The organism is Thalassotalea sp. G20_0, from assembly GCF_017744175.1.
In the GTDB taxonomy this organism is placed as follows: domain Bacteria; phylum Pseudomonadota; class Gammaproteobacteria; order Pseudomonadales; family Endozoicomonadaceae; genus Endozoicomonas.
Map to the genome: position 1 here is coordinate 22,097 of NZ_JAGHQV010000044.1, position 23,466 is coordinate 45,562.

Below are 23,466 nucleotides of genomic sequence, written 5' to 3' on the forward strand. Positions count from 1 at the left end.
CCATATGGCCAGCTACTTAAAGGTTACGGGTCGTTAACGATCAGGAAAAAGATCACCGATTACCTTATTAGCCGACCTTTGGTTTATATCTGCAATAAAGTACTGTCAATCCATTTGAAAATTGCACTATGTATGAAAGGGGCAATTGATCGCTCAGAAACATCACTGAGTTCGGCAGAGAGAGAAAAGGTAAATGGTTTCCTGAGTGACTTGCATACTCGTGCCAGTCAGCTGATACAGAAGCTGGATGTTAACGAAGTGAGGGAAAAGGTTAAGCAGTCTTTCATGGATCTTGAGCTGATGGATTGCAGAGGCGAGTGGACTCAGGAAATATTCGAAATAATCAGTAGTAACTTATCCGATGATACTTCGCAGGAAGCAATAGAAAGCAGCTACTCCCGATGAATACACGTCAGCTGCCATAACCTGAAAACTGACGTATTCGTAATTTCTGAAAACACAAAAAGATCTCAGCTTTCGCTGCTAAGAAAAATAACTATCACAACCCTGAAAAACTCTGGCTACCTTGCCAAATCATGATGTGTCAAAAGCTATCTTTTGTGCTTTAGCACCATGGGCAATGGCTTTAAACAAACTATCCCAGCTATCAATCATTAACGTGAGAAAGAAGCTGGTGATTTTCCTCCATAATCGCTTTCGTGTAGGCTTCTTAGGCTTATTTAAGGCCTGTTGAAATTTTGGACAAGACAGTTCCTGAATCTGATCAACCAGGAATGCCAGAAAAGTAAGGTAGGCGAAATTTGTAGCCAGATGTTTTTCGCCATGACCGTAATTGTGTTCAAGTTGATAGCCTTGATTTTTCAGGGTATTAAACGTTTCATTTTCAATCCGCCATCTACAACGACCTCCTCGCATCACGGATTCAACGGTATCATCGTTTAATTCAAGATCTGTTACCCAGCACCAGACATGCTGGATCCCTTTTTTGTCGATTTCAATGTAATCCAGAACATTAACCCGCTCTGTTTCATTCTGAAGATTGAGGGGAACGTTATTGGCGTAGCGGAATTTATGAGTCGTGTTATTTTTCTCATCAACGATTTTGTGGTGATGAACCTGGCCTTCGTCATAAAGGGCATTCATGGCCTCAATAAGCGACACATGGTTACCATCTTTGGCCACGATGATATAGTGCCAGCCATACTCTCTGATCAGAGTAATGGTAGGGTTGTCCGCATATAGGCCATCCAGCAGAATCACCAGTTTCAGGCGTGGATGGTCGTGCTTTGTCTGCGCCAGAAAACGTCTTATTGCCGCTTTTTCACAATCATTTTTTTTGCCCTCGTTTTTAATGCATCAGTCATCATAGCGGCAGGTACCCGAATAGAAGAGACCAGTACCATCAATAGGAAGCAGATAAAGATCTTTCAATTTGCCGCATTGGAATGCATAAGCTTGAAGGGCACCATTGCGCTGAACGACAGAAAACAATTCTTTAAACGGCGTCTTCAACCCAAGTGGATTAACCGGGTCAACAACCTCTCTCATTCTGGTGTCGGAGGGGACTCTGCCATCTTTGACGTGATAGAGCTTTTCAAGATTATGACAGCAAATTTCATCAAGCCGCTCTTCATCGAATCCTAATAGTGAATCGAACTTTTGATGCATCATCGCAAAAGCAGATTTCAGGAAATTAGGAAAGGGGATCACGCATTTGTTTGGACGATGATCTGGAATGCTGTCGAAGCATTCTGATACCTTTTTTATCAAGTAAGAAGCACTGAATTGCCTGACATTTTTCTGAATGGCCGTACCCATGACTGACCCGACGACAATGATTGAATAACATAAGATTTTAGTCGAAGAATTGTGCGGGCATGATTTTTTTACCTCTTCTGTATCTCCCGTGGCTGTAGTGCTTCAGGATTCATCGGGAATTGCTGCCACTCCACCTTTTCCTTTTTAGTCTTGCTGTTGTCCATGGGGAAAACATCCATATCCAGTGGGATATGCTGGAGCTTGTCCAGCTTTAGCATTCAGCCCAGTATTTAGGGTACGAAAAAAGGTTGGGAGCAATATTCTTAAGCATAAGATTGTTGGATGATAAAAGTTGGATGGTATTGTTGCAGAAAAGGTGTGTATACAACAGGCAGGATTTAGGCACATTTTGTGATCGAAACCGCTATGGCCCGAACAGCCTCCTGGCAATCAGTCCGTTAAACGGCTATTGGTGTTGCAGGATTATGGCGTCCACACCCTCTGATCGGGGTATCCCACGACCTGTCATTTCAGTTGCAATGGTATTGAGCAGGGACAGGTTCAATACGCCATTTTCTTGCAGGCCAGGGTGATCGAGGAGTTCTTCCACATGAGCCCTTCGGGGAAAGCCATTGGCGAGCATCATTCTTGCAATGGCGTCCAACAGGGGCAGGTTCAATACCCCATTTTCCTGCAGGCGAGGTTGATCAAGGAATTGTTCCAACTGCTCGATACGGGGAAAACCACGCATGTGCCTCATGCTTGCAATGGCTTGAAACAGGGGCAGGTTCAATGCACCATTTTCGTCTTGCAGGCGGGGGTGATTGAGGAATTTGTCCATCTCTTCTATTTCGGGTAACCCTGACCTGTACATCATGCTTGCAATTGCCTTGACAAGGGGTTGGTTCAATTCGCCATTTTCCTGCAGTTGAGGGTGATTCAGGAATCGCTCCAGCTCCCCATTCCGTGGCAGTCCTGACCTGCACATCATGCCTGCAATGGCTTTGAACAGGGGCAGGTTCAATGCACCATTTTCGTCCTGCAGGCGAGGGTGATTGAGGAGTTGGTCCAGATCCTCCATCCGGGGTAAACCTCGCTGGTACATTATGCCTGCAATGGCTTTGAACAGGGACAGGTTCACTGCGCCATTTTCTTCCTGCAGACGGGGGTGATTGAGGAGTTGGTCCAGATCCTCCATCGAGGGTAAACCTCGCCCATACATTAGGTCGGCAATGGCTTTGAACAGGGGCAGATTCAATACACCATTTTCCTGCAGACGAGGGTGATTGAGGAGTTGGTCTAAATGCCCCATCCGGGGAAGCCCACCACCCGTGGGCATCATGTCTGCAATGGCGTTCAACAGGGGCAGGTTCAATGTGCCATTTTCCTGCAGGCGAGGGTGATCAAGGAGTTGCTTCACATGCACATGCACCATCTCGGGAAGCTCACGCCCATAAGTCATGCGTGCAATGGCATTCAAAACGGGATCTTCCCGCAGCCAAGGGTGCGCGTGGAGTTGGTACAACTCCTCCATGTAGGGGATGAGGGGGCTCCAATGGGGTGTTCGAGATCGAAAAAAGGTGTAGCGTTGGGCAACAGGGGCTTGTTGAGTATCCCTTTCATTAAGATTGGTTTTACATATAGGACAGTAATTTTCGTTCAGTCGCCAAAGCTTCAGGCATTCTTCATGAAACATATGGCGACAACTGGTTACCATTACTTCTTTTCCCGCAAAAGGATGAAGACAAATAGAGCAGTCGTCTGACTCAGTTTGATAAGAGACGATTGGCGGGTTATTTTGGTCAGAGCCTGTTATCTTTCTCTCCATATTACCTGTCCTGTAATATTTGATTTTACTTTACCCGATTTGATTTGCGTTATCCTTTTTGGTTCCTTGGTTAGCTACTTATTCCAGTGCTGAAATGCTTTCATGATCTGATCGGTCAAGCGGTTCGTTTGGTCGCTGCTTTGACGGCATCGACCGATTCCTGCAAGACAATCGATAGCGGATACCATAACCACAGGGACAGGCTTCTGGTAACAAACCGGTGGAATTCCGCCAACTGCTGCTGGCCGTTGATGCCGGTCTGGCAACGGGGACGAACCGCCCGGCACTCACCGGTCAGCCTGCATACCCGTCAGCTATCGCTATTGGTACTGGGCACACGGCGGCTGAGAACGGCCATTTACAATGCCATAAAATTTAGGTTGCCCATGAGCGAGTGTCAATGCCACCAATAATAAAGGCAAAACGCCCCTGTTGATGGCCACCAAAATCAGCAGGATCGAGGCCCGTCAAAAACATGTAGCCTTGGGCAGACTAACCGATGGCAACCGGCTGCTCGAAGTCTGTTCCAGCAAAACAAAGGAAAACGACACTGGATGCCTGAAAGAGCTGCCTGTTACAGTGAAGGAGTACCATTCCCTGTAATAAACACGGTATCTCACCCCTGATGGCCACGGCATTATGGGGCAAATCGGAGTATCTGAAATGGCTGCCTGAATATCAATGTCACCTCAACCAGGGGCGCGACGGCTCTCCACCTTTCAGGCAGAGGGGTAATCGGTGCCTTGAAGTTGAGCAATACTTTATGAATGGTTGCAAAAGTATTGACTGAAATTGTAACTGTCTTTCACTGAATTTTAAGTCAACCAACCAGCCGGGACGCTTATCAGGCTTGATCTTTTTGACAAGATTAAGGCGCTGTTCACCAGATAATTGCTCAGCATGCCTTTTAAAGGCGGATACTGAAGAGGATAAAGATTCCTGCGAAGTTCTTATCTTGTTCAAATACCAGAGAGTTTTAGCGCTGAGTGATCCGTCGTATATCGTCGAATTTGCATTCATAGCATGACCGTCATATAGATAATGTGCATCTCGTTCGACTCCCTGCTTCTGAAAAGGTTCCTGACTCTTTAATGATGCAATGCTGCAATTGTTAGCAATTCTGATCAATTTGTCAGTTTATCCGGTTAATCAATAGGTTAGGTTCTTCATATGGCAGAAACTATTCAGGGAGATTCACATGATAGGAAATTCCACCGATACTCAGGGTCTGCAGCAGGCTGACGTTCAGGGACTGGTGCAGACTCAAGGCTTGTTACCGAGCAATTTCAATAATCCAAAAGCAATATCTGGCCAGTGTTCACATACAGGTTACGGGTCGTCAACGATCAGGAAAAAGATCACCGATTACCTTATTAGCCGACCTTTGGTCTATATCTGCAATAAAGTATTGTCAATCTATTTGGGTGAAAGTCTCATATTGATGAGTACTAACGTTCAATCTTATCCCTCCCAGGAAATGGAAGCACATTATCACTGACCATGTTTACCTTGGCTCGGTACGTTACCGACAGCAGCATCCAGCCACAGTCGAACCAACCACTTTGAATTAGTGACCTGAGTGTCAGGATGCCTTGTCCCCCGGGGTGCCGCCAACGCATTCCCGAACACTTCATTCGCTGTGTAACCAGCGTTTTACAGGACGCTTCAATGACCCCTGAGCCTATGGGCAGATTGAGCGACAGGTGTTCTGCATAGTTCATCCGTAACCGGTTTTTTCTGAAGTACTTCAACTCTGTCTTTAATTTCGATCGCCGGGGATGCTTGCTATGCTGGTAAGCCAGTGCCTTGATGATTTTTTCAACCCCATCTGGCTCTTCCTTCAGGATATGTCGGTAGGTGCTGAACTTCTCTTTGGATTTCGCGCTATTTTCACCGTAAGCCAGGTCAAATGCCTTCTTCAGGTGTTCTGCCGCATGGTAATAATCGACAATTTCTTCTCCCTCAGGCAGGTCTTTGGTGAAGTATGTCCAATTGTCCCGGGCTCCGTCTGCCACTTTGACCAGAGTCAGATCCGGCTTTTGCTGAAGCGCCTTGTCCAGAAGGTTTGAAAGGGATTTTTTCAATGTCGCTTTCTTGCTTTCAGGCATTCTTCCCATCCTGATCGTAGAGAGGCGATCTCCCTGGTCATCATAAAACGACAGTGTTCCACAACTTGCCTCCTGACAACCTGCTGGCCCTCGGGTACGTTTACCGTCAGCAACACTCTTTTCACGTTTCTCCTGACGCTTGCCGTCTTTCATTGGTAGCATCACACCGTCAAGGGAGGCCGCTACCGTCACCGCGTTAGGTGGTACTGTGAGATTCTCCGCGAGAAGGGTCTCGAAAGGTTCAAGGTGCTGTTCCCATTGTTCGCTGAGTTTTTTTGGAAGACGTGCCAGAGAGCTGGTTGAGGGCATCATATTCCCCATCAGGTCGAGTAAGCTTTTTACGTCTGCGGGTGGTAACTGGGCAACCAACCATGCTGCTTGCTTCGCAGCCTTTGGTAACCAGTGGCCTTCTACAACGCCAGCTTTGAGCTCTAAAGGGACAATGCACTTATCCCCGGCATTGCGGTAGAGGCTGCGTAATACCCGGACAGGTCCTGCTGCTGACTGGTAGGTTTGATAGCTGCGCGGTGCCTGGTGATACACGACCCCGTTCAACTCGATAGCGGCTTCATTGATGTCTAATTTTTGCAGTTCTTCTGCCAGTATTTCTCGCTCTGCCTGAACAAAGAGGGAGTGAATCTCGTTTTCATGATCCTCAAAATGCTGGATTGGTTTATTGGACTGACGAAGGAGCGTCAGTTTTTGCTGCAGTTGGTCAATAGCAGGGCAGGAATCATTGGCGACATTGGTCAGTGACTGACATACTTCCATCGGAGCGGCCTCTCACAGTTGACTCTTTCTTTGCTGTTAGAATCATAGCTGTGTTTGGTCGCTCCCCTCTCAGGTTGAAAAAATTGCTGTTACGCCTGCTTGTTGTGGCTCAAAGCCTGTGAGCGTGATCAATATGAGACTTTCACCCATCTATTTGAAAATTGCACTATGTATGAAAGGGGCAATTGATCGCTCAGAAACATCACTGAGTTCGGCAGAGAGAGAAAAGGTAAATGGTTTCCTGAGTGACTTGCATACTCGTGCCAGCCAGCTGATACAGAAGCTGGATGTTAACGAAGTGAGGGAAAAGGTTAAGCAGTCCTTCATGGATCTTGAGTTGATGGATCGCAGAGGCGAGTGGACTCAGGAAATATTCGAAATAATCAGTAGTAACTTATCCGATGATACTTCGCAGGAAGCAATAGAAAAGGCAGTCAGTGAGGTTTTCAGGAATATCAAGGACAATGATTATTTGATGCGTGCCATTCATAACATTATTAATGTCAGTGAAACGAACGAAGGCATGCTCGAAAAGGGTAAAAATGAAATTATTCATGAACTGGAATCGGTATTGCCATTTGCTCTGGCGCTTAATTTACTGACCAAAGCCCAGATTCAAAATACCGAAGTGCTGGAAGCGTGTGTTCATTTGTGGAAAAAAAAGCGAAATGAAATGGGGGGGGCTATCAGAGGGCTGGGTTTCAAAAAAGCGATTAAGCTCATCTCCGTTGAGCAGCCTATTGTGAAGATGTTGAAAGGTCGAAAGAAACCAAATTACCCCCATTCGCAGGGGCGTTGTATTCTGCCCTTTAATATTATTGAAGCGACCGCCGTGGAGGCAGTCAGTGGCCGTCACGAAAATGCCTGTGCAGGCTTGACCCTGGCCCAGCATTATCCTGGTAAATACACCCAATGTGCTTCTGAGTTGGATGAGCAGGGGCAGGAACCTCTGTTTAATTATCCGCTGCCGAAGCATTGGAGTGATCTCTACACAACCTGGAATATGCAGTTTTGCGCCACCTGCAATGAGCGACCCGAACTGCTGAGTAAGCTGTTGATACCGGCGGTGAGTGGTTATCAGGCTAAGCCCGGGGCTTATATATCGCGTCGGGCATATGCGTTATATACTGCGCTTAACTATCTGTTTTTCAGGGCTGAGAAGCCAAATCCGGTACCCGTTCTGCCAAAGGTTGTGGAGCAGGCATGGGGGCACAGCAATCGGGTTTGTTCACGTCTTTACCAGCGTAAGGTAACTTCGGAGGTGGCTGATTGGAAAATGGCAGTGGCTGCATGACTCCATCCGCGAACCTGGTTAAGACTTCGCTGAGTGTAACTGGAGGAGAGTGGTTAATGATGCAATCACCAAGTCAGGCTTGGCCCACTCAATAGGTTCACCATGATTATATCCATAAGGTAAGCCAACCACCCGGACACCCGCCGCTCTGGCGGCACGAATATCATTAACGGAGTCGCCAATCATCAGTGATTGCCCGGCAGGACAATTAAACTTCTGCATGGCATACAGTAAGGGCAAGGGGTGAGGTTTTTTTTCAGACAGGCTGTCGCCCCCGATGGTCAGATCAAAGTAGTGATCAATACCCATCAGCTGCAGCAGGCGGTCAGTAAACTGCGCACTTTTGTTGGTAATAACGACCTGCTTGATACCGCGATCTTTCATCGCCTCAAGAAAGTCAGAAACCCCGGGGTACAGGTAGCTGTGATGTCCGAGTTCTTCGCTGTAGTAAGACTTAAAGCATTCATGGGCGGTCTCGAACAGTGAGGAATCTACCCGGCCAGGCTGATCTCCATGCATATCATCAGCCAGCGCGCGTTTCACCAGCGCAGGAATGCCGTTGCCAACCCATAGGCGGGTTTTCGACTCTCCGGCGGCAGGCCTGCCCATATCGAGCAGCATCTTATCCAGCGCGACGGCAAGGTCCGGCGCGCTTTCTATCAGCGTGCCATCCAGGTCGTACATGACCAGGGTCAGGTTGTTCAGAAATGGATGGCCGCTAAATGTTGTCATGGTTTATAAAGCCACGACTTCAGCCAGCTCGGAGCGCATTTGCGTCACGACATCCTGATAGTTGTCCGCGCCAAAAATGGCTGAACCGGCAACAAAGGTATCAGCGCCGGCTTCGGCAATCTGGCGGATATTGCTGGTGGTCACGCCCCCGTCCACCTGAAGACGGATATTCAGCCCGCTATCATCAATCAGCTTACGAACCCTGCACAGTTTTTTCAGGGTTGAGGGGATAAACTTCTGACCGCCAAAGCCGGGATTGACCGACATCAACAGGATCATATCCAGTTTGTCCATCACGTACTCAAGCACGTCGGGGGATGTTGCCGGATTGAGTACCAGTCCAGCCTGGCAGCCACCTTCGCGAATCAGTTGTAAGCTGCGATCAATATGTTCAGATGCTTCCGGATGGAAGGTGATCATGCTGGCACCGGCTTCAATAAAATCACCGATGATACGATCCACAGGGCTTACCATCAGGTGAACATCGATGGGCGCAGTGACGCCGTGCTTTCTCAGTGCCTTGCACACCATCGGGCCCAGGGTGAGGTTCGGGACGTAGTGGTTGTCCATAACATCAAAGTGAATCCAGTCCGCTCCAGCGGCCAGAACATGGTCGACCTCTTCGCCCAGGCGGGCAAAATCTGCGGAAAGAATACTTGGGGCAATAATGTAGTCGCGCATGGTTATCCTGATCTGCCTGTGTATGATTTCCGGCGATTGTAGCGGGTTGTCAGGGCGCTGTCAGGTGCCGTCGGCATTTGCTCATTGCAGAGATGAACCGGGTGTTCAGGCTTTATTAAACGTGTTTATCAGAGTCACTGGATACTGTTGAGGCTGAGTCCAGACTACTGGACTACTGGATTGTGCTGCCCAAACATTACCATTATTCAGAGGTGGCTGAAATTCCCGGAGCTTTTTAATTGACGTATAAGTCAATTATCAGATTGAGAGAGCATCCGAAACGCCAACAAAATCGGTATGTGGCTAAACGCCCATGAGCTAGTAGGATTTTTCCGCAGTAGGTCAGTGGTAAGTCCGGCAGGTGCCTGGGCATGGGGTATATGATTATCTGGAAGATAGTCATCAAAGCAAGCTGGAAAGAGGCCTTCTTCTGCAATAAACAAAGCTCTACTGAGTGAACCGCCCCCCGGGGGAGCCTGTTTATCCAATGAGGTAGAGCATTACGGAATGTATGCAAAACAGGTGCATACAAGAGTGGAATGCCTGCATCATTATTCACAATGGTTGACATCGTCTATGCTGCTACGACACGAACTGTGCTGACTTAATATCGCGTTATTTGCAGGTAAACGGAGACCGCACTGATGGACAGGATAAGTCGCAATGCTCCTCCTGCCCGGCGGCATGATGCTACCCGTTCAGCTGAAGAGGAGGAGGCAGGCATTTACGGCGTTGACCAGCCCTGTCGCATCGGTAGACCCACTGAGTTTTTGTCGGATAGGCGGTGGGTCAGGGAAACGGTAAAAATTGAGGTGATATCGGAACGCTCAATCATCAAGGTCACAGAGATCAGCGAGGCCGGGTTAATTAAGGCGATCAGGGCCGGCACCTTGCAGAATGATATTCATTACCGTGTCAAAGGTTGTGTGTTTCTTCAGGGGCTCAGCGGCTCAATGTTGCTGCCCGAACGTCTCTCAATCACTGGATCCCTTTATCTGCAAGGATGCCGCGACCTGCCAGACCTGCCTCCGTTCCTTTCGGTAGCTGGCTCACTTTTCCTGAGTTCACTGTATAAACTGACAGAGCTGCCCCGGACCATTGAGGTCAAGAGGCGGATCTACATCAAAGATTGCCCTGGCCTGATAAGCCTGCCAGCAAATCATTCCCGGTATGGTTGCCTGGACCTGTGGGGGTGCCAAAACTTGAGGTACCTGCCACGCAAACTTGAGGTGGAGCGGTATCTCGACCTTGCCTACTGTGAAAATCTGGATGAATTACCCGAGACAATGTTCGTCCGGGGTTATATCAATCTCCACGGATGCCACAGACTGAAGTGCTTGCCCAAAGATGTCAGGCTGGGCGGTGACCTTTGCCTCACGGGGTGCACCCGTCTGGGGGAGTTGCCTGACTGGGTCACGGGGTTGGGCAGAACATGGGAGAACAAAAGGCGCCATGTTTATCTGAAGAATACCCAACTGCCCGTATTGCTGATGGATAACCTCAGGACTAAACCTTTACCCGGCATACTGTTTCATGTTGACCACTTTCGGAAACGCCCTGCCAGCTTTGCGACGCTCGATCAGGCCATTCTCTTCTGGTGGGCCGTGCCTGCTGTTGCAGCGCCGAAACTGGAGTGTCGGCCAGACCAGGCTGAGGACCTGGTGACGTTTCTGGAACGGTTAACGGAAACAGTGGAGTATAAAGACCCGGAGACACGATATTTATTGGCGGTTCGGGTCTCGGAGATGTTTTCGCTGCTGAACGGTGACAGTGAGGTCAGTGACAACGCCCTGACCCGGATACACCAGGCCATCAGCAGCTGTGAAGACGGGGTGATCCTGGCCCTGGACGACCTGGAAACACTGCAGCTGTCCCATTTGGCAGAGACCATGGCCCTGCAAAATGACGATACTATCGAGTTAAGAGCGGAGTTAAGAGCCCTGGGTCGACAGATGATGATTCTTGATGAAGTAAAAAAAATTGCCAGTGAGCATATCGGGTCATCAGGTAGGCCTGCGTCGTTTATGGTTGAGGTGGAGCTGGCTTTTCAAATTGGTTTGCGTGGGTACTTTGATCTACCCGGCAGTACCCGGAAAATGCACTACAGCTATGTTGCCGATTTATCAGATCAGGACATTGCCAGTGCGGCTGAACTCATAGAGCAAACCTGTACGGAACAAGCCCTGGATAGCTATCTCGAGACCTGGGGGCCCTGGCAGAAATACCGGCGCAACCTCGCTATTCCACCCTTTGAACAGCTGCAACCCATGACTGTTGACCGGATTAAAGACTGCCCGTTCTGTCTGGAGAAAACCGGGCAAATGGTTGCCTTTGGCGATGATCATTTTGATTACCAAAGCCTGCGCAGAGCCTTCCTGGAAAACAGCCGTGACCCATTTTTTAAATCGCCGTTAGACTGGTCGGCTGTCTATCGGCTGGAGGATGAGGCACCGCCACGGAAAAAGGCTAAATTTCAGCGATGAAATTGTTCCACGGGGGACATGTTGCTCGTGTCTATAATCGAGAGCTGAATTCCTGATATTGGATTAGGCGCATTCATACGGTTGGTGAGGCTTGTGGTGAAAATTGAGACGATGTTCCTGTTTTTTTCAAGAGCTTTGGCGTGGGGAGTGAGGCAGTGTTGGTGTGCTTGTATCACACTTGTTATTACCGGTCAGGCAATTGCCGGTAATCACGGCCTTTCTGACGCGGTTGTGGCTCCAGATTATGTTGGTGCTCTGGAGTTGAGGGATATTTACGGTGTTCAAGGGAGTTTGAAATATACAGAGGGGTGCCTGCAGGGGATTGCCGAGTCCTGTCGAATAATGATTTCAGTCCCATCAGAGGCGGAAGAAATTGATCAAATGGAGGAAGTGGAGGATGGGGCTTTTGGTTATGTCAATTACCTCTCTTACCTTAAAAGAACCGGGCAATTGTTGTTGGTGGACTTTGAGGCGATATTGACTGAATCCGCATCAGAGGTTTCGGGTTACAAGGTGCTATTTACTACGGAAAGTAAGATCAGACGGTTGGTAAAAAAAATTGATTCAAGGACAATGCCCGCCCCTTTGCAGAAAAACCCATTGTTACTTTTTTTAATTCTGGCAACCCATCAGTCAGCCCTTGATTTGATGCTGTCCCCGGAAAGATCTATTTATATTATGAGCCTGGAGTGGATGGATCTTAAGTCACTGTATATCAGTAGCGCAGGGCGCGGTGGCATTTATGGTTATCGATATTACAAATTTCCCAGAGATAATGAACTTTTTCTCGATCTTGGCGGGCCTTTCAGTATAAACGGCCTCTCAGAAGGTGTCGGGTTCAGCTTTGCCGATAATGACAGAACGCAGCCTCCTGTGAGAATGGTGACCGGGTATCACGGGGATCAGAAAAACGGTTTTGTTAACAGGGTATCTTTTATCGTCACTTACGCTGCCCTTGCCGGTGGTTTTGGTGTGAGTTTATGGAATCGTAGCATTATAGGCTTCCTGCTGAACTCCCTGTTACTGGCCGTTGAAGCCCGAACCAGTGCTGCTTCCTCAGAGCTTGAGAGGCTTGGCAGAAGGGTGCTTCCGGATGGCCTTCAGTTTAATCCGGACTTTCAGGGGCAGCATATTTTAAAAGTCCTCAGGGCTGCTGACAGCGGTTTGCAGGTTGCTCGTTAGTCATCTCGCCCGGAGCTATGCAAATTAATGATGCAATACAATGTGCAGGCAAAAATTTCCGGTCAGCTATTCCCCGGATGTGCTGTCACAGAAGGCAAATAGTGTGGCTCCGGGTTTTTAACAGAGATCCGGTTCGCAAGGGGCTTTATTTCCTCTTGCCAAACGGTATAATACCGCTCCCGTTTCCCGATTGAGCGCCCAATGTTTTGAACAGGCCGGTATTGCTGAACCGGGGCTATTAGCCTGGCTCTTGTCCAGCAGGGAACGGCCATGTAGGAACAGGTATCGCGTAAGCGGTATCATAGAGGCGAATTTAATGAAAACTTTTAGTGCTAAGCCAGAAACCGTAAAACGTGACTGGTTCGTAGTTGATGCCGAAGGCAAAACGCTGGGTCGTCTGGCAACAGAAATCGCTCTGCGTCTGCGCGGCAAGCATAAGCCAGAGTTCACTCCTCATGTGGACACTGGCGACTACATCGTTGTAGTAAACGCCGAGAAAGTACGTGTTACCGGACGTAAGTCTACTGACAAGATGTACCACCGCCACACCGGTTACATCGGCGGCCTGAAGTCCATCAGCTTTGACAAGCTGATCGACCACAAGCCTGAGCTGGTAATCGAGACGGCTGTTAAGGGGATGCTGCCCAAGAATTCTCTGGGTCGTGCCATGTACAGCAAGCTGAAGGTTTATGCCGGAAGCGAGCATCCACATGCTGCTCAGCAGCCTCAGCAACTGGAAATTTAATCAGGGGTGGTTATGTCTGTAACTCAATACTACGGAACTGGACGTCGTAAGTCCTCAACCGCACGTGTTTTCCTGAGAGCTGGTTCTGGCAGTATCACTGTCAATGGCCGTTCCCTGGACGAATACTTCGGCCGTGAAACTGCTCGAATGGTAGTTCGTCAGCCTCTGGAACTGACTGAGCTGACTGAAAAGTTCGACATCAAGATCACTGTATCTGGTGGCGGCGGTTCTGGTCAGGCTGGTGCTATCCGTCATGGTATCACCCGCGCGCTGATGCAGTACGATGAGACTCTGCGCTCTCCTCTGCGTAAGGCTGGCTACGTTACCCGTGACGCTCGTGAAGTTGAGCGTAAGAAAGTGGGTCTGCGTAAAGCCCGTAAGCGTCCACAGTTCTCCAAGCGCTGATATTGTGCTCAGACAACCTGCCGGTTTTCCGGCTGGTTGCCTGGATTACTGGAAAACTTCCCTTTGTGCCTCTTTCGGGAGAGCGTGTCGGGAAGTTTTTTTATGCCTGAAACTTTTATTAAAAAACCTGTGCCCTGTTTTGGGCATTTTTTTTATGCGTTAAAACCAGTATCATTACGCACTGCCGCTTATGTGGGTAAGTATAATGCGATGCGGCTTTATTGTTGGGGGTTGATTGCAGCTGTCAGGTTGTTATTTGGGGTGCGGGTGGTTCTGCGAGAGAGCTTTTGAGTCTTTGTTCTTTTCAGGCTGCAACCCGGATATTTCATAAACTGCCCCGAATCTCGCGCCGGACTTTGTCGCTCTAAGGGATTTTGTGAGGCAGTGCCGTACCGGGGAGTACGGTTGACTGAGCAAAACTCCCTTAGAGCGGCAAAGGACAAGCGAGAGCGGGAGCACGTTTATGAAATATCCGGGTTAACAAAAGCCCTGTTTCAGAAGTAAATCTGTTATCATCTCTGGTGTCCTTTGTTTGAACTTGTGACGAATGGACTGTGATAGGTGGTATCCTGCCAATAATAAAGTTCGGGGTTCAAAAACGGAAAGCCGGTTTACTGATCGATCGTACGTTTTACAGAGTTCCTCGCTGGAGGTTTGCGGAGACTCCAGTTATCACACCCATGAACAAAAAGAAGTCATTGGGCATTCAGCCCGGATGGGGAGAGTAGGTTAATGAGTGACAACGGCATAAACAAAGGCCGGCGCCGCTTTCTCGTGGCAGCGACTTCGGTGGTGGGGGCTGCCGGGGCTGTAGGGGTCGCTACGCCTTTTCTGAAGTCGTGGAACCCGAGTGCAAAAGCTAAGGCTGCCGGTGCACCGGTAAAAGTCAATTTAAGCAAGCTGGAACCCGGGCAACAGGTTGTCTACGAATGGCGGGGTAAACCAGTCTTTGTGCTGCGACGTACCAAAGATATGCTGAATGAACTGCCATCACAGGATGGGCGTTTGCGCGACCCGAAATCAGAAAGCTCAGAGCAGCCTGAGTATGCCACCAATCCGTACCGTTCACGGACGGAAGATGTTCTTGTTCTGGTCGGTTTGTGTACCCACCTCGGGTGTTCTCCAAAATATCTGCCGGAAGTCAAACCCATGGAGTTTGATGCCAACTGGAAGGGGGGGTATTTCTGCCCCTGTCATGGTTCGCGGTTCGATCTGGCCGGTCGGGTGTATAAAGGAGTTCCTGCCCCAACGAATCTGGTCGTGCCACCATACTCCTTTGAAGGCGATGATATTCTGATTATCGGTAAAGATGAGGAGAATGCGTGATGGGAAATAAAATAATGGCCTGGGTTGATGCCCGACTTCCCGTCACCCAGGCGTGGGAGAAGCATCTCAGCAAATATTATGCGCCCAAAAACTTCAACTTCTGGTATTTCTTTGGTTCTCTGGCCCTGCTGGTTCTGGTTAACCAGCTCCTGACGGGCATCTGGCTGACCATGAGTTATGTGCCCAGCGCCGAAGCCGCTTTTGCTTCTGTTGAGTACATCATGCGGGATGTGGAGTATGGCTGGTTGATCCGCTACATGCACTCTACCGGAGCATCCATGTTCTTTGTGGTTATTTACTGCCACATGTTTCGTGGTCTTCTCTATGGGTCCTACAAAGCCCCACGGGAGTTGATCTGGATCTTCGGGATGGCCATCTACCTGGCGCTGATGGGTGAGGCCTTTATGGGGTACCTGTTGCCCTGGGGGCAGATGTCCTACTGGGGGGCGCAGGTAATTATTTCCCTGTTTGGCGCTATTCCGGTAATTGGTCCGGATCTTCAGCAGTGGATTCGTGGAGACTTCCTGATTTCCGGTATTACCCTGAACCGCTTCTTTGCGCTGCATGTCATTGCGTTGCCGATCGTTATTCTTGGCCTGGTGGTTTTGCACATCCTGGCGCTGCATGAAGTGGGCTCAAACAATCCGGACGGTATAGATATCAAGAAGAACAAAGGATCCGATGGTGTGCCCCTGGATGGTATCGCTTTCCACCCCTACTACACCGTTAAGGATATTGTCGGTGTTGTGGTTTTCCTGTTTGTGTTCTGTGGCATTATTTTCTTCTTCCCGGAGATGGGCGGGTTCTTCCTTGAACATGCCAACTTTGAACCGGCCAACGGCCTGAAGACGCCCGAGCATATTGCACCAGTCTGGTATTTTGGCGCGTTCTACTCCATTCTCAGGGCGATTACCTTTGATATCGGACCAATCGACTCCAAGCTGGGTGGGGTTATCGCCATGGGTGGCGCGATTGCCATTCTCTTTGTTCTGCCCTGGCTGGATCGCAGTCCGGTCAGGTCATGGCGTTACAAGGGCATGATCAGCAGAACCAGCATTGTGGTTTTTGCCTTTGTCTTTATTTTGCTGACCTGGCTCGGAACGCAACCGGCCACTGAGACTTATACACTCATTGCCCAGATCTGTACGCTGATTTACTTTGCGTTCTTCCTGTTGATGCCTTTTTACACACGATGGGAGAAGACCAAACCTGTACCTGAGAGGGTGACCGGCTAATGAAAAGAATAATACTGACCATTAAGTTGTTTCTGGTTTCGGTGCTGTTTTCATCGTTGGCAGCAGCAGCCGGTGGGGGATACCCTCTTGATGAGGCCAATGTGGACCCTTCTGACAAAGCTTCGCTGCAGCGGGGGGCGAAGTATTACCAGAACTACTGCGCAGGTTGTCATGCGACCCAGTATCAGCGCTATGAACGGGTAGCGGATGACCTGGGCATACCCCATGACCTGATGATGGAACACCTGGTGTTCGATAAGTCTGCCAAGATCGGTGATCTGATGCATAACAGCATGGATCCGGACGAAGCGAAGGTCTGGTTTGGCGCTGCGCCTCCGGATCTGACACTCGTGTCCCGCGTCAAGGGTGGGCCTGACTGGCTATATACCTACCTCCGGACTTTCTACGAAGACCCAAGCCGTCCTTATGGGGTAAACAACAAGGTCTTCCCGGATGTTGGTATGCCCCATGTGCTTCTGGGGCTTCAGGGAGTACAGATCGACAATTGCGGTGATACCGACCCAACGGCCCGTGACCCGCTGACCGGAGACAAAATCTGTGGCCTGACGGTTGATCCGGAGCGTAAGGGGAGTATGACGCCCACCGAATACGATCAAATGGCCTATGATTTGACCAACTTCCTGGCTTACTCTGCGGAGCCAATGCAAGAACAGCGTAAGCAGCTGGGTATTTATGTATACCTGTTCCTGGCGCTGTTCTTTGTGTTTGCCTATCTGCTCAAACGGGAATTCTGGAAGGATGTCCACTAACCAATAGTCGCCGTTATTGGCTTTCTGAATCAACTAGCCCACAAAGGAAGGTTCTTCTTTGTGGGCTTTGTGCTTTTTATGGTTATCAAAAAGCAGACAATGGCGGGTTTCATCTCTGGCTGTCAGTAGAAGGGCTTGCTAAGATTCCAGTTTTTTGTATCCCCTTGGTATATAACGATGAGTAAATCACTGCGTGACCAGCTGATGAAAGCTGGCCTTGCGACAAAACAACAGGCATTACAGGCCAAGACCAGTAATAAGAAAAAGAAACAGCAGGCTGCCCGCTCTGGTGATATGACCGATCAGGAAAAGCGTCGTATTGAGCTGGAGAAAGAGAGACAGGCTCAGGCTGAGAAAGATCGTGAGCTGAATCGACAGCTTGAAGATGAACGTCAGCGTAAGGCGTTGGAGGCACAGGTTCGTCAACTGATTGAGACTAATGTATTGTCCCGTAATGGAGGCGAAGCAGAATATAAGTTTGTTTATGAAAACAAAATCAAGAAAATTTATGTGACTGATGAACAGTTAACCAGGTTGGAAAGGGGCTTGCTGGCCCTGGCGATACTGGGCGACGATTTTCTGGTCATTCCTGCGCCGGTGGCCAGTAAGATTGCAGAGCGAAAGCCAGAAGCGATTGTCATGCAGAATGATAAGTCTGGTGATTTGACCGAGGAAGAAGAAGACTGGTATGCGGATTATCAGATTCCGGATGACCTGATGTGGTAACGGGGGCTAACCCCCCGTTCAATTAATGTGTTCTCGAAATGTTACTTAATGAATGAGAACCATTGTTGGCTGCTCTGCCAACGGGTTAGTCAACCGTTGCCAGGGCTTCAATTTCTACCTTCACATCTTTTGGCAGACGGGCAACTTCAACCAGGCTGCGGGCAGGGAAAGGTACTTTGAAGTACTGCTTGTAGACTTCGTTAATATTGCTGAACTCATCCATATCGCGAACGAATACGGTGACTTTTTTCACACGGTCCATGCCGCTGCCAGCCGCTTCCAATACCGCTTTCAGGTTTTTCAGGCACTGATGAGCCTGCTGTTTGGTGTCTTCAGAGACTTCTCCGGTTTCCGGATCGATTGGCAGCTGGCCCGATGTGAATACCAGGTTACCAAAGCGCATACCCTGAGAGTATGGGCCGATAGCCGGAGGAGCGTCAGGGGTTTCGATCACTTTGTCCATGATGATTAAGCTGCTTTGTTTAAGGGAAAGGAGCGAGATTTTAGAGATGTCACGTGTGTTTGTCATCGGTTCAAAATGAATTTTTGGGTTTATTTTTGACTTGTTTCCCAAAGATCATGACTGCTGTGTTTACGCTTCAGATGTCGTCTTTTGGCAGGAATGCTTTGTGTAGAACTTGATGGCGAGGGGGATGCTCAGTCGAAAAGCCTCGTCTTCAAAACTCCTCTCCATATAGTGTTTTTTGAATTCAGAAAGCTTAATCTGTTTATTTTCAAGTTGTCGTACATGCACTAATTCGTGGGCAATGGTGATGCGGACTTCACTTGGCTCCAATCCCCTGGCAAGAGCCAGTTGGTAACTCCCGTTCTTCAGTGGGAGTGTATACCCGAGCATATTGGGCCCGGGCATCCTCATGTGCACATACTCAATACTAATGTCAGGATCAATGCCTAACTCTTCCATGTAAAAAGCCTGCATATCCAGAAACGTACAACCTGAAGGATTAAGTTCATCACTGTACATTGCTTTGATTGGCGGTGATGCAATGATCCACAGGAACACAGGAATGATCGGTATCGCCTTCACGTTAACCTTGTCTTATATTGCTAAACTGCCATGGGTAGATAACTCCGTTCATTCCGGATTATGAACACCAAGTCAGATTTCAAAACTGTCACATTTTTATCGTAAAGTGGCATCATGAGTACGGATCCTTTGGCGATTGACGGATTGTTATCGGCACCTTTGAGTGAGGGTTAAATTATGTGGTTCCAGAAACAGGTTCAGCTGCGTCCCTACCAGAGGGGTTTTCATCTGGTTACGGCCGAAATTATTGGTCAGTTATCGGAGCTGAAGAAGTATAAGACAGGGATTTGTCATATCTTTTTACAGCATACTTCTGCTTCACTGATACTCAATGAGAATGCCGACCCCAATGTCCGTCATGATATGGAAGCCTTCAGCAATCATTATATCCCTGAAAATGAAGAGTATTTTCTCCATGTGATAGAAGGCAGTGATGATATGCCGGCCCACATTAAATCCAGCCTGTTTGGTGCCGATGTAATCATTCCAATCACAGACGGTTCGCTGGCTTTGGGTAATTGGCAGGGGATATGGCTGGGGGAACACAGAGACAGCGGTGGAAGTCGTAAGTTAATCATCACTTTACACGGTGAAAGTTATACGTAATGATAAAAAACAAGCATTAATAATGTATTTTTTATACAGGAGGGTGAGACCAAACTGGCATTTTAACAATGCTGGACTATAACTATAAAAATTGGACAAGAAGTCAATCTAAATATTTCGGAATGGACATTCCGAAAACCAGTACCTAGAGGACATAGCTATGGCACGGAAAAAGCCGACTAAAGCTGCTGCTGGTTTTGATGGCGCTGATATAGGGTTTCTGGGGAGCCGCGACGAACCTGCTGAAGAGAGGACCGTCGAGTCTCGTAAAAAACTCAGGGCAAGTCTGGATGCCCAGGTAGAAGAGTTTTTGAAGAAAGGAGGCCAGATTGAGGAGGTTCCATCGAACATTACCGCAGACCCACCGAAAAAGCCCTCCGGTGAATATGGTAACAGACCAATATAGTTTAACCGTTAAAGCCTGGCATTCGCCGGGTTTTTTTTGCGCATATATTTTATACCAGAAGCGCACGCCAGCATGGATGCAAGGCTGCCCATGAAAAATGATCAGTAAGCGCTTCCAGAAGATTCAAACGACTTCTACCCAATTACCACCGTCGTAAGGCGATAGTTCTCCAATTGGTTCCAGTGACAATTCAAATCTTGCCACGACGTTATGGAAAGCTTCTTCTGCTGCCGGGTCTACCGCGACCAACAGTCCACCGCTGGTTTGGGGGTCACAGAGAATGTGTTTCTGTTGCTCGGTAATATTGGCGGCTTTGTGGCCATAGCTGGCATGGTTTCTTTCCGTTCCGCCGGGAATGCAGCCCTGCTGACGATAGGTTTCCACATGAGGAAGAAGTGGCAGCTTGTCGGTATACAGCGTGGCTTTTACCTTGCTGCCTTCACAAACCTCCAGAAGATGGCCAAGAAGACCAAAGCCAGTAACATCGGTGATGGCACTGATGCCATTCAGCAGAGACAGGTCGGCCCCCATGGTGTTCATTACGCACATGGAGTCACGGGCAATATGCCGGTGCTCCTCCTGCAACAGCTTTTTCTTTTGCGCGGTTGTGAGAATACCAACGCCAAGCGGCTTGGTCAGATAAAGCTTGTGACCGGCCTGAGCCTGATCATTTCTTTTCAGATGCTCAAGGGATACACGACCAGTGACGGCAAGTCCGAAGATGGGTTCAGGAGCGTCAATACTGTGGCCTCCAGCCAGAGGTATACCAGCATCGGCACAGGCCTGACGACCACCGTCTACTACCTGAGCTGCGACTTCCGGCGGTAGCTTATTAACGGGCCAGCCAAGAATGGCTATGGCCATCAAGGGCGTGCCACCCATGGCGTAAATATCGCTGATGGCATTGGTGGCAGCGATGCGACCAAAGTCAAATGGATCATCAACAATAGGCATAAAGAAATCAGTAGTGCTGATGATCCCTTCACCATTGCCAAGGTCAACAACGGCTGCATCATCCTTGCTGGCATTACCTACAACCAGGTTAGGAAACTCTGGGAGAGTAAGGTTGGTTTGCAAAATACCGTCAAGAATCTGTGGTGAAATTTTACATCCACATCCCGCACCATGACTGTATTCTGTGAGCTTCAGATCCTTCATTAATACTGCCTCTGAGCTAACTCTTAAAATGCGCATACTTTAGCACCGCGACCTCTTTCATTAAATGCCTTAAGGGGGAGAAGGTTGCACACATTTACCAGGCATCCGCAGAAAACAGAGGTTTCTAATGTCATTTCTATGTGATAAAAGGTAATTTTAGACGTTAGTGTTAAGTAGCTAACCGTATAAATCCCTGCATTTTGGATTACATATGGCTACTGCCTTGGACCAGGTTGATCCAAAGCGAAAGAAGAATAGTGATAATTGATGAATCAGGAGAATCGGATGGGAGCACTAACTTTGCCTTGTTCTTCTATCGATGATTTGCTGCAGCAACAGTCGGCAGCGTTGCAGCAGTGGCTTTCCAGCGGTGGTCGCAAGATCGAAGGTCTGGTTGTTCGTAAATTTCCCGCCTGGCTGGAGCCTGACCAATTTATTAAAGCAGGCTCAGGTGCCCGGTTTGATACTGCGCGTTTTCGCCTGATGATGTGTAATAAATATGACATCTGGCGAGTTAATATAGATATGATCTTTCATACCAGGGCGCGGCTATTGGATGACGGCTCTACCGCCGGTCCCGGAATATTATTTAATGTACTGGATGATGAAGATCAGAGTGTTCTGATTGATTATTTTGAGGCACATGTTCCCGACCTGGCGGATTTAATAACGCCGGAGCATTGGTGTACATACTGGTTTAAGAAGCTGGCCAGGAGTCATCACATCAATCGGATTTTCGCTTATAAAGAGTTCGAAGCTGAGATTGATTGAGATTGACTTGTAGCTGAAAGCAGCTTTTTAATCACTGAAAAAGCTGCTGAGTAACATGGGACGTTATCCGCTTTTTGCTTTATTCAACCATGCCTGCGAAAAGGACTGAAGCATTGGGATAACAACTGCCCAGATAATGGCCAGGATCAACAGCGTCTGCCATAAAGGCTGGGCAAGGGTTACATCACTCATTTTTGACCCAGCCAAATAGCTTAATGGTCCCCCTAAGAAGCCCAGTATGGCTCCGTAGAGTTTGTGGGTTCGGGACCAGTCAAGGCTGTGCCGGAGAGTGGTGCCGAATATCAGCCACAGACAGGCCAGCCAGAGTGGTAAAATACGTCCAGCGTCATCCAGTTGAGAGTTAAACTTCAGGATGTCCAGATTTCCAAGAAAGCTATCGATAGCGCACCCCAGTAGCAAAGTAAGAGCCAGTATTTGTTTTTCCTTATGCCAGTTACCTATCCATAGCAGGTGGATAAAAAGGACTATTACGGCTGCAGCCAGGGCAATTTGATCCCCCCCAAGAACACAGGCAAACCAGCCAAGCTGGAAAAGCAGATAATTAGTAATCAGTTTTATTTTGTCGTTTGTCATCATTATTAGAACACCAGTGGGCGATAGGTGGGTTCCAGTTCTACGGTCAGGATATCCCGAATGGTTTCCAAAGCGAACTGAACTTTATTGTTACTATCACGGCTGCTGATACAAAGGCGTATGGCCTGGGAGACTGAGTAGCTGTCAACGGCGAACAGTTCTGACTCCTGGCAGGTCCGGGGTGGCCTAAGAGTTATTGGCATCACAATAACTGTAGTAACCCAAGAATCTATGGTTGGGTTGGCATCAAAATGATTATTCAGGTGAGCCTCCCAAATACATGAACTGCATTTTGCATAGATAATCCGAGTCTTGGTGCAGAAATGCCGTTGTTTTGGCTGCTGGGGATAGTAATTTCCCAGCCGGTTCGGAGTGCTCCACAAGTAATGCTCTAGAGGATCAAATAGTAATCAGTGTGTCCTTCTGGGACACAACCTTATGGCAATCAGTGCCGTAGACAAGTTCAGTCTACAATTGGTGTCACTTTCGTTCGTTACGATTATTCTTGTCCTTCAGGTTGGACCCTGAAGGTGGATCAATGCGAGAAAAAAACAGTAAATTCTCAACCTGCTACCGGCGTTAATTGATAAACTGTGTGAGGAAAAGAAGGAATCCTGAAGTGATATTTTCGCTTCAGGCTTCAACTATTATTGCGGAAGTAGCGGTAGTGGTTTGACTTTCTTCTTGATATTCGCTTCCGGCTTCCTCTTCAGGTAAGCGCCAATTTAACCTGCGTATGTTGCCATTTTAACCGTAAAATGCTTGTGTCATGACAACTGGTTTATCCTTGCAGGAACTCTTCAAGCCAGTCATGGTTGTTGTTGACCCGTTCTGACCCGGTCGCAAATAAATCAAAATCCGGCGACAATAAATCAGAA

The 23,466-nt window shown here is 48.4% G+C and carries 26 protein-coding genes; 14 read left to right on the forward strand and 12 right to left on the reverse strand.

What is annotated here, in order from left to right; all coding sequences use genetic code 11:
* The first annotated feature begins 132 nt into the window (after nucleotides 1-132).
* Nucleotides 133-405, forward strand: coding sequence for a hypothetical protein (locus J7438_RS20195; protein ID WP_209277971.1), 273 nt, complete (start codon nucleotides 133-135; stop codon nucleotides 403-405).
* A gap of 129 nt (nucleotides 406-534) precedes the next feature.
* Here the strand turns inward: J7438_RS20195 and J7438_RS20200 are convergent, their stop codons facing one another.
* The 5 genes from J7438_RS20200 to J7438_RS20220 all read right to left on the reverse strand — a co-directional run bounded on the left by J7438_RS20200 (nucleotide 535) and on the right by J7438_RS20220 (nucleotide 6,426).
* The gene (locus J7438_RS20200; protein WP_209277985.1) at nucleotides 535-1,314 is read right to left on the reverse strand and encodes a transposase; all 780 of its coding nucleotides are present in this window, start codon (nucleotides 1,312-1,314) and stop codon (nucleotides 535-537) included.
* A gap of 3 nt (nucleotides 1,315-1,317) precedes the next feature.
* A complete protein-coding gene (locus tag J7438_RS20205; protein ID WP_209277972.1) occupies nucleotides 1,318-1,779 on the reverse strand; it encodes a hypothetical protein in 462 nt (153 codons plus the stop codon).
* Nucleotides 1,780-1,847: 68 nt separating this feature from the next.
* Nucleotides 1,848-1,997 (reverse strand): hypothetical protein, encoded by a 150-nt coding sequence (locus J7438_RS20210; protein ID WP_209203486.1) that lies wholly within the window; start codon nucleotides 1,995-1,997, stop codon nucleotides 1,848-1,850.
* 188 nt (nucleotides 1,998-2,185) lie between these two features.
* Nucleotides 2,186-3,547 carry an RING finger protein gene (locus tag J7438_RS20215; protein ID WP_209277973.1) on the reverse strand — a complete coding sequence of 454 codons (1,362 nt, stop codon included), beginning with the start codon at nucleotides 3,545-3,547 and terminating at the stop codon, nucleotides 2,186-2,188.
* Between the two features lie 1,448 nt (nucleotides 3,548-4,995).
* On the reverse strand, nucleotides 4,996-6,426 hold the full coding sequence (locus J7438_RS20220) for a hypothetical protein (protein WP_209277974.1): 1,431 nt from the start codon (nucleotides 6,424-6,426) through the stop codon (nucleotides 4,996-4,998).
* A gap of 172 nt (nucleotides 6,427-6,598) precedes the next feature.
* Here J7438_RS20220 and J7438_RS20225 point away from each other — a divergent pair, with 172 nt between their 5' ends.
* Nucleotides 6,599-7,720, forward strand: a complete 1,122-nt coding sequence (locus J7438_RS20225; RefSeq protein ID WP_209277975.1) for a hypothetical protein — start codon at nucleotides 6,599-6,601, stop codon at nucleotides 7,718-7,720.
* Between the two features lie 18 nt (nucleotides 7,721-7,738).
* Here the strand turns inward: J7438_RS20225 and J7438_RS20230 are convergent, their stop codons facing one another.
* Complete coding sequence (locus J7438_RS20230; RefSeq protein ID WP_209277976.1) at nucleotides 7,739-8,452, reverse strand: phosphoglycolate phosphatase; 714 nt, start codon at nucleotides 8,450-8,452, stop codon at nucleotides 7,739-7,741.
* Nucleotides 8,453-8,455: 3 nt separating this feature from the next.
* Nucleotides 8,456-9,133 (reverse strand): ribulose-phosphate 3-epimerase, encoded by a 678-nt coding sequence (gene rpe / locus J7438_RS20235; protein ID WP_209277977.1) that lies wholly within the window; start codon nucleotides 9,131-9,133, stop codon nucleotides 8,456-8,458.
* A 644-nt stretch (nucleotides 9,134-9,777) separates the two neighbouring features.
* On the opposite strand from rpe, the gene J7438_RS20240 reads away from it, so the two are divergent.
* From J7438_RS20240 to J7438_RS20280, 9 genes are all read left to right on the forward strand, one after another.
* Entirely contained in the window at nucleotides 9,778-11,616 is a 1,839-nt protein-coding gene (locus tag J7438_RS20240) for an NEL-type E3 ubiquitin ligase domain-containing protein (protein WP_209277978.1), read from the forward strand.
* Between the two features lie 231 nt (nucleotides 11,617-11,847).
* Nucleotides 11,848-12,798: a hypothetical protein gene (locus J7438_RS20245; RefSeq protein ID WP_209277979.1), complete on the forward strand. Its 951-nt coding sequence runs from the start codon at nucleotides 11,848-11,850 to the stop codon at nucleotides 12,796-12,798.
* A gap of 316 nt (nucleotides 12,799-13,114) precedes the next feature.
* The gene (rplM, locus tag J7438_RS20250) at nucleotides 13,115-13,543 is read left to right on the forward strand and encodes a 50S ribosomal protein L13 (RefSeq protein ID WP_209203478.1); all 429 of its coding nucleotides are present in this window, start codon (nucleotides 13,115-13,117) and stop codon (nucleotides 13,541-13,543) included.
* 12 nt (nucleotides 13,544-13,555) lie between these two features.
* The gene (gene rpsI, locus J7438_RS20255; protein WP_101745147.1) at nucleotides 13,556-13,948 is read left to right on the forward strand and encodes a 30S ribosomal protein S9; all 393 of its coding nucleotides are present in this window, start codon (nucleotides 13,556-13,558) and stop codon (nucleotides 13,946-13,948) included.
* 102 nt (nucleotides 13,949-14,050) lie between these two features.
* Nucleotides 14,051-14,239 carry a hypothetical protein gene (locus tag J7438_RS20260; RefSeq protein ID WP_209277980.1) on the forward strand — a complete coding sequence of 63 codons (189 nt, stop codon included), beginning with the start codon at nucleotides 14,051-14,053 and terminating at the stop codon, nucleotides 14,237-14,239.
* Nucleotides 14,240-14,680: 441 nt separating this feature from the next.
* Nucleotides 14,681-15,274 carry a ubiquinol-cytochrome c reductase iron-sulfur subunit gene (gene petA / locus J7438_RS20265; RefSeq protein WP_101745149.1) on the forward strand — a complete coding sequence of 198 codons (594 nt, stop codon included), beginning with the start codon at nucleotides 14,681-14,683 and terminating at the stop codon, nucleotides 15,272-15,274.
* The gene (locus tag J7438_RS20270; protein WP_209277981.1) at nucleotides 15,274-16,509 is read left to right on the forward strand and encodes a cytochrome b; all 1,236 of its coding nucleotides are present in this window, start codon (nucleotides 15,274-15,276) and stop codon (nucleotides 16,507-16,509) included. The genes petA and J7438_RS20270 overlap by 1 nt, the downstream gene beginning before the upstream one ends.
* A complete protein-coding gene (locus J7438_RS20275) occupies nucleotides 16,509-17,279 on the forward strand; it encodes a cytochrome c1 (RefSeq protein ID WP_209203476.1) in 771 nt (256 codons plus the stop codon). Before J7438_RS20270 ends, J7438_RS20275 begins: the two co-directional genes overlap by 1 nt.
* Nucleotides 17,280-17,456: 177 nt before the next feature.
* Nucleotides 17,457-18,005, forward strand: a complete 549-nt coding sequence (locus J7438_RS20280) for a DUF2058 domain-containing protein (RefSeq protein ID WP_209277982.1) — start codon at nucleotides 17,457-17,459, stop codon at nucleotides 18,003-18,005.
* An 85-nt stretch (nucleotides 18,006-18,090) separates the two neighbouring features.
* Here the strand turns inward: J7438_RS20280 and J7438_RS20285 are convergent, their stop codons facing one another.
* Nucleotides 18,091-18,468: a RidA family protein gene (locus J7438_RS20285; RefSeq protein WP_209203474.1), complete on the reverse strand. Its 378-nt coding sequence runs from the start codon at nucleotides 18,466-18,468 to the stop codon at nucleotides 18,091-18,093.
* 129 nt (nucleotides 18,469-18,597) lie between these two features.
* A complete protein-coding gene (locus J7438_RS20290; RefSeq protein WP_209277983.1) occupies nucleotides 18,598-19,053 on the reverse strand; it encodes a M78 family metallopeptidase domain-containing protein in 456 nt (151 codons plus the stop codon).
* Between the two features lie 177 nt (nucleotides 19,054-19,230).
* Between J7438_RS20290 and J7438_RS20295 the strand changes: the two genes are divergently transcribed.
* On the forward strand, nucleotides 19,231-19,659 hold the full coding sequence (locus J7438_RS20295) for a secondary thiamine-phosphate synthase enzyme YjbQ (protein WP_286196754.1): 429 nt from the start codon (nucleotides 19,231-19,233) through the stop codon (nucleotides 19,657-19,659).
* Between the two features lie 160 nt (nucleotides 19,660-19,819).
* Complete coding sequence (locus J7438_RS20300; RefSeq protein ID WP_209203471.1) at nucleotides 19,820-20,065, forward strand: hypothetical protein; 246 nt, start codon at nucleotides 19,820-19,822, stop codon at nucleotides 20,063-20,065.
* 123 nt (nucleotides 20,066-20,188) lie between these two features.
* Here the strand turns inward: J7438_RS20300 and selD are convergent, their stop codons facing one another.
* Complete coding sequence (selD, locus tag J7438_RS20305; RefSeq protein WP_286196756.1) at nucleotides 20,189-21,259, reverse strand: selenide, water dikinase SelD; 1,071 nt, start codon at nucleotides 21,257-21,259, stop codon at nucleotides 20,189-20,191.
* Between the two features lie 249 nt (nucleotides 21,260-21,508).
* Between selD and J7438_RS20310 the strand changes: the two genes are divergently transcribed.
* A complete protein-coding gene (locus tag J7438_RS20310) occupies nucleotides 21,509-21,994 on the forward strand; it encodes a hypothetical protein (protein WP_209203469.1) in 486 nt (161 codons plus the stop codon).
* A 63-nt stretch (nucleotides 21,995-22,057) separates the two neighbouring features.
* On the opposite strand, the gene J7438_RS20315 is transcribed toward J7438_RS20310, so the two are convergent.
* Nucleotides 22,058-22,591, reverse strand: a complete 534-nt coding sequence (locus J7438_RS20315) for a DUF2878 domain-containing protein (protein ID WP_209203468.1) — start codon at nucleotides 22,589-22,591, stop codon at nucleotides 22,058-22,060.
* 2 nt (nucleotides 22,592-22,593) lie between these two features.
* Nucleotides 22,594-22,791: a hypothetical protein gene (locus J7438_RS20320; RefSeq protein ID WP_209203467.1), complete on the reverse strand. Its 198-nt coding sequence runs from the start codon at nucleotides 22,789-22,791 to the stop codon at nucleotides 22,594-22,596.
* Between the last annotated feature and the right edge of the window lie 675 nt (nucleotides 22,792-23,466).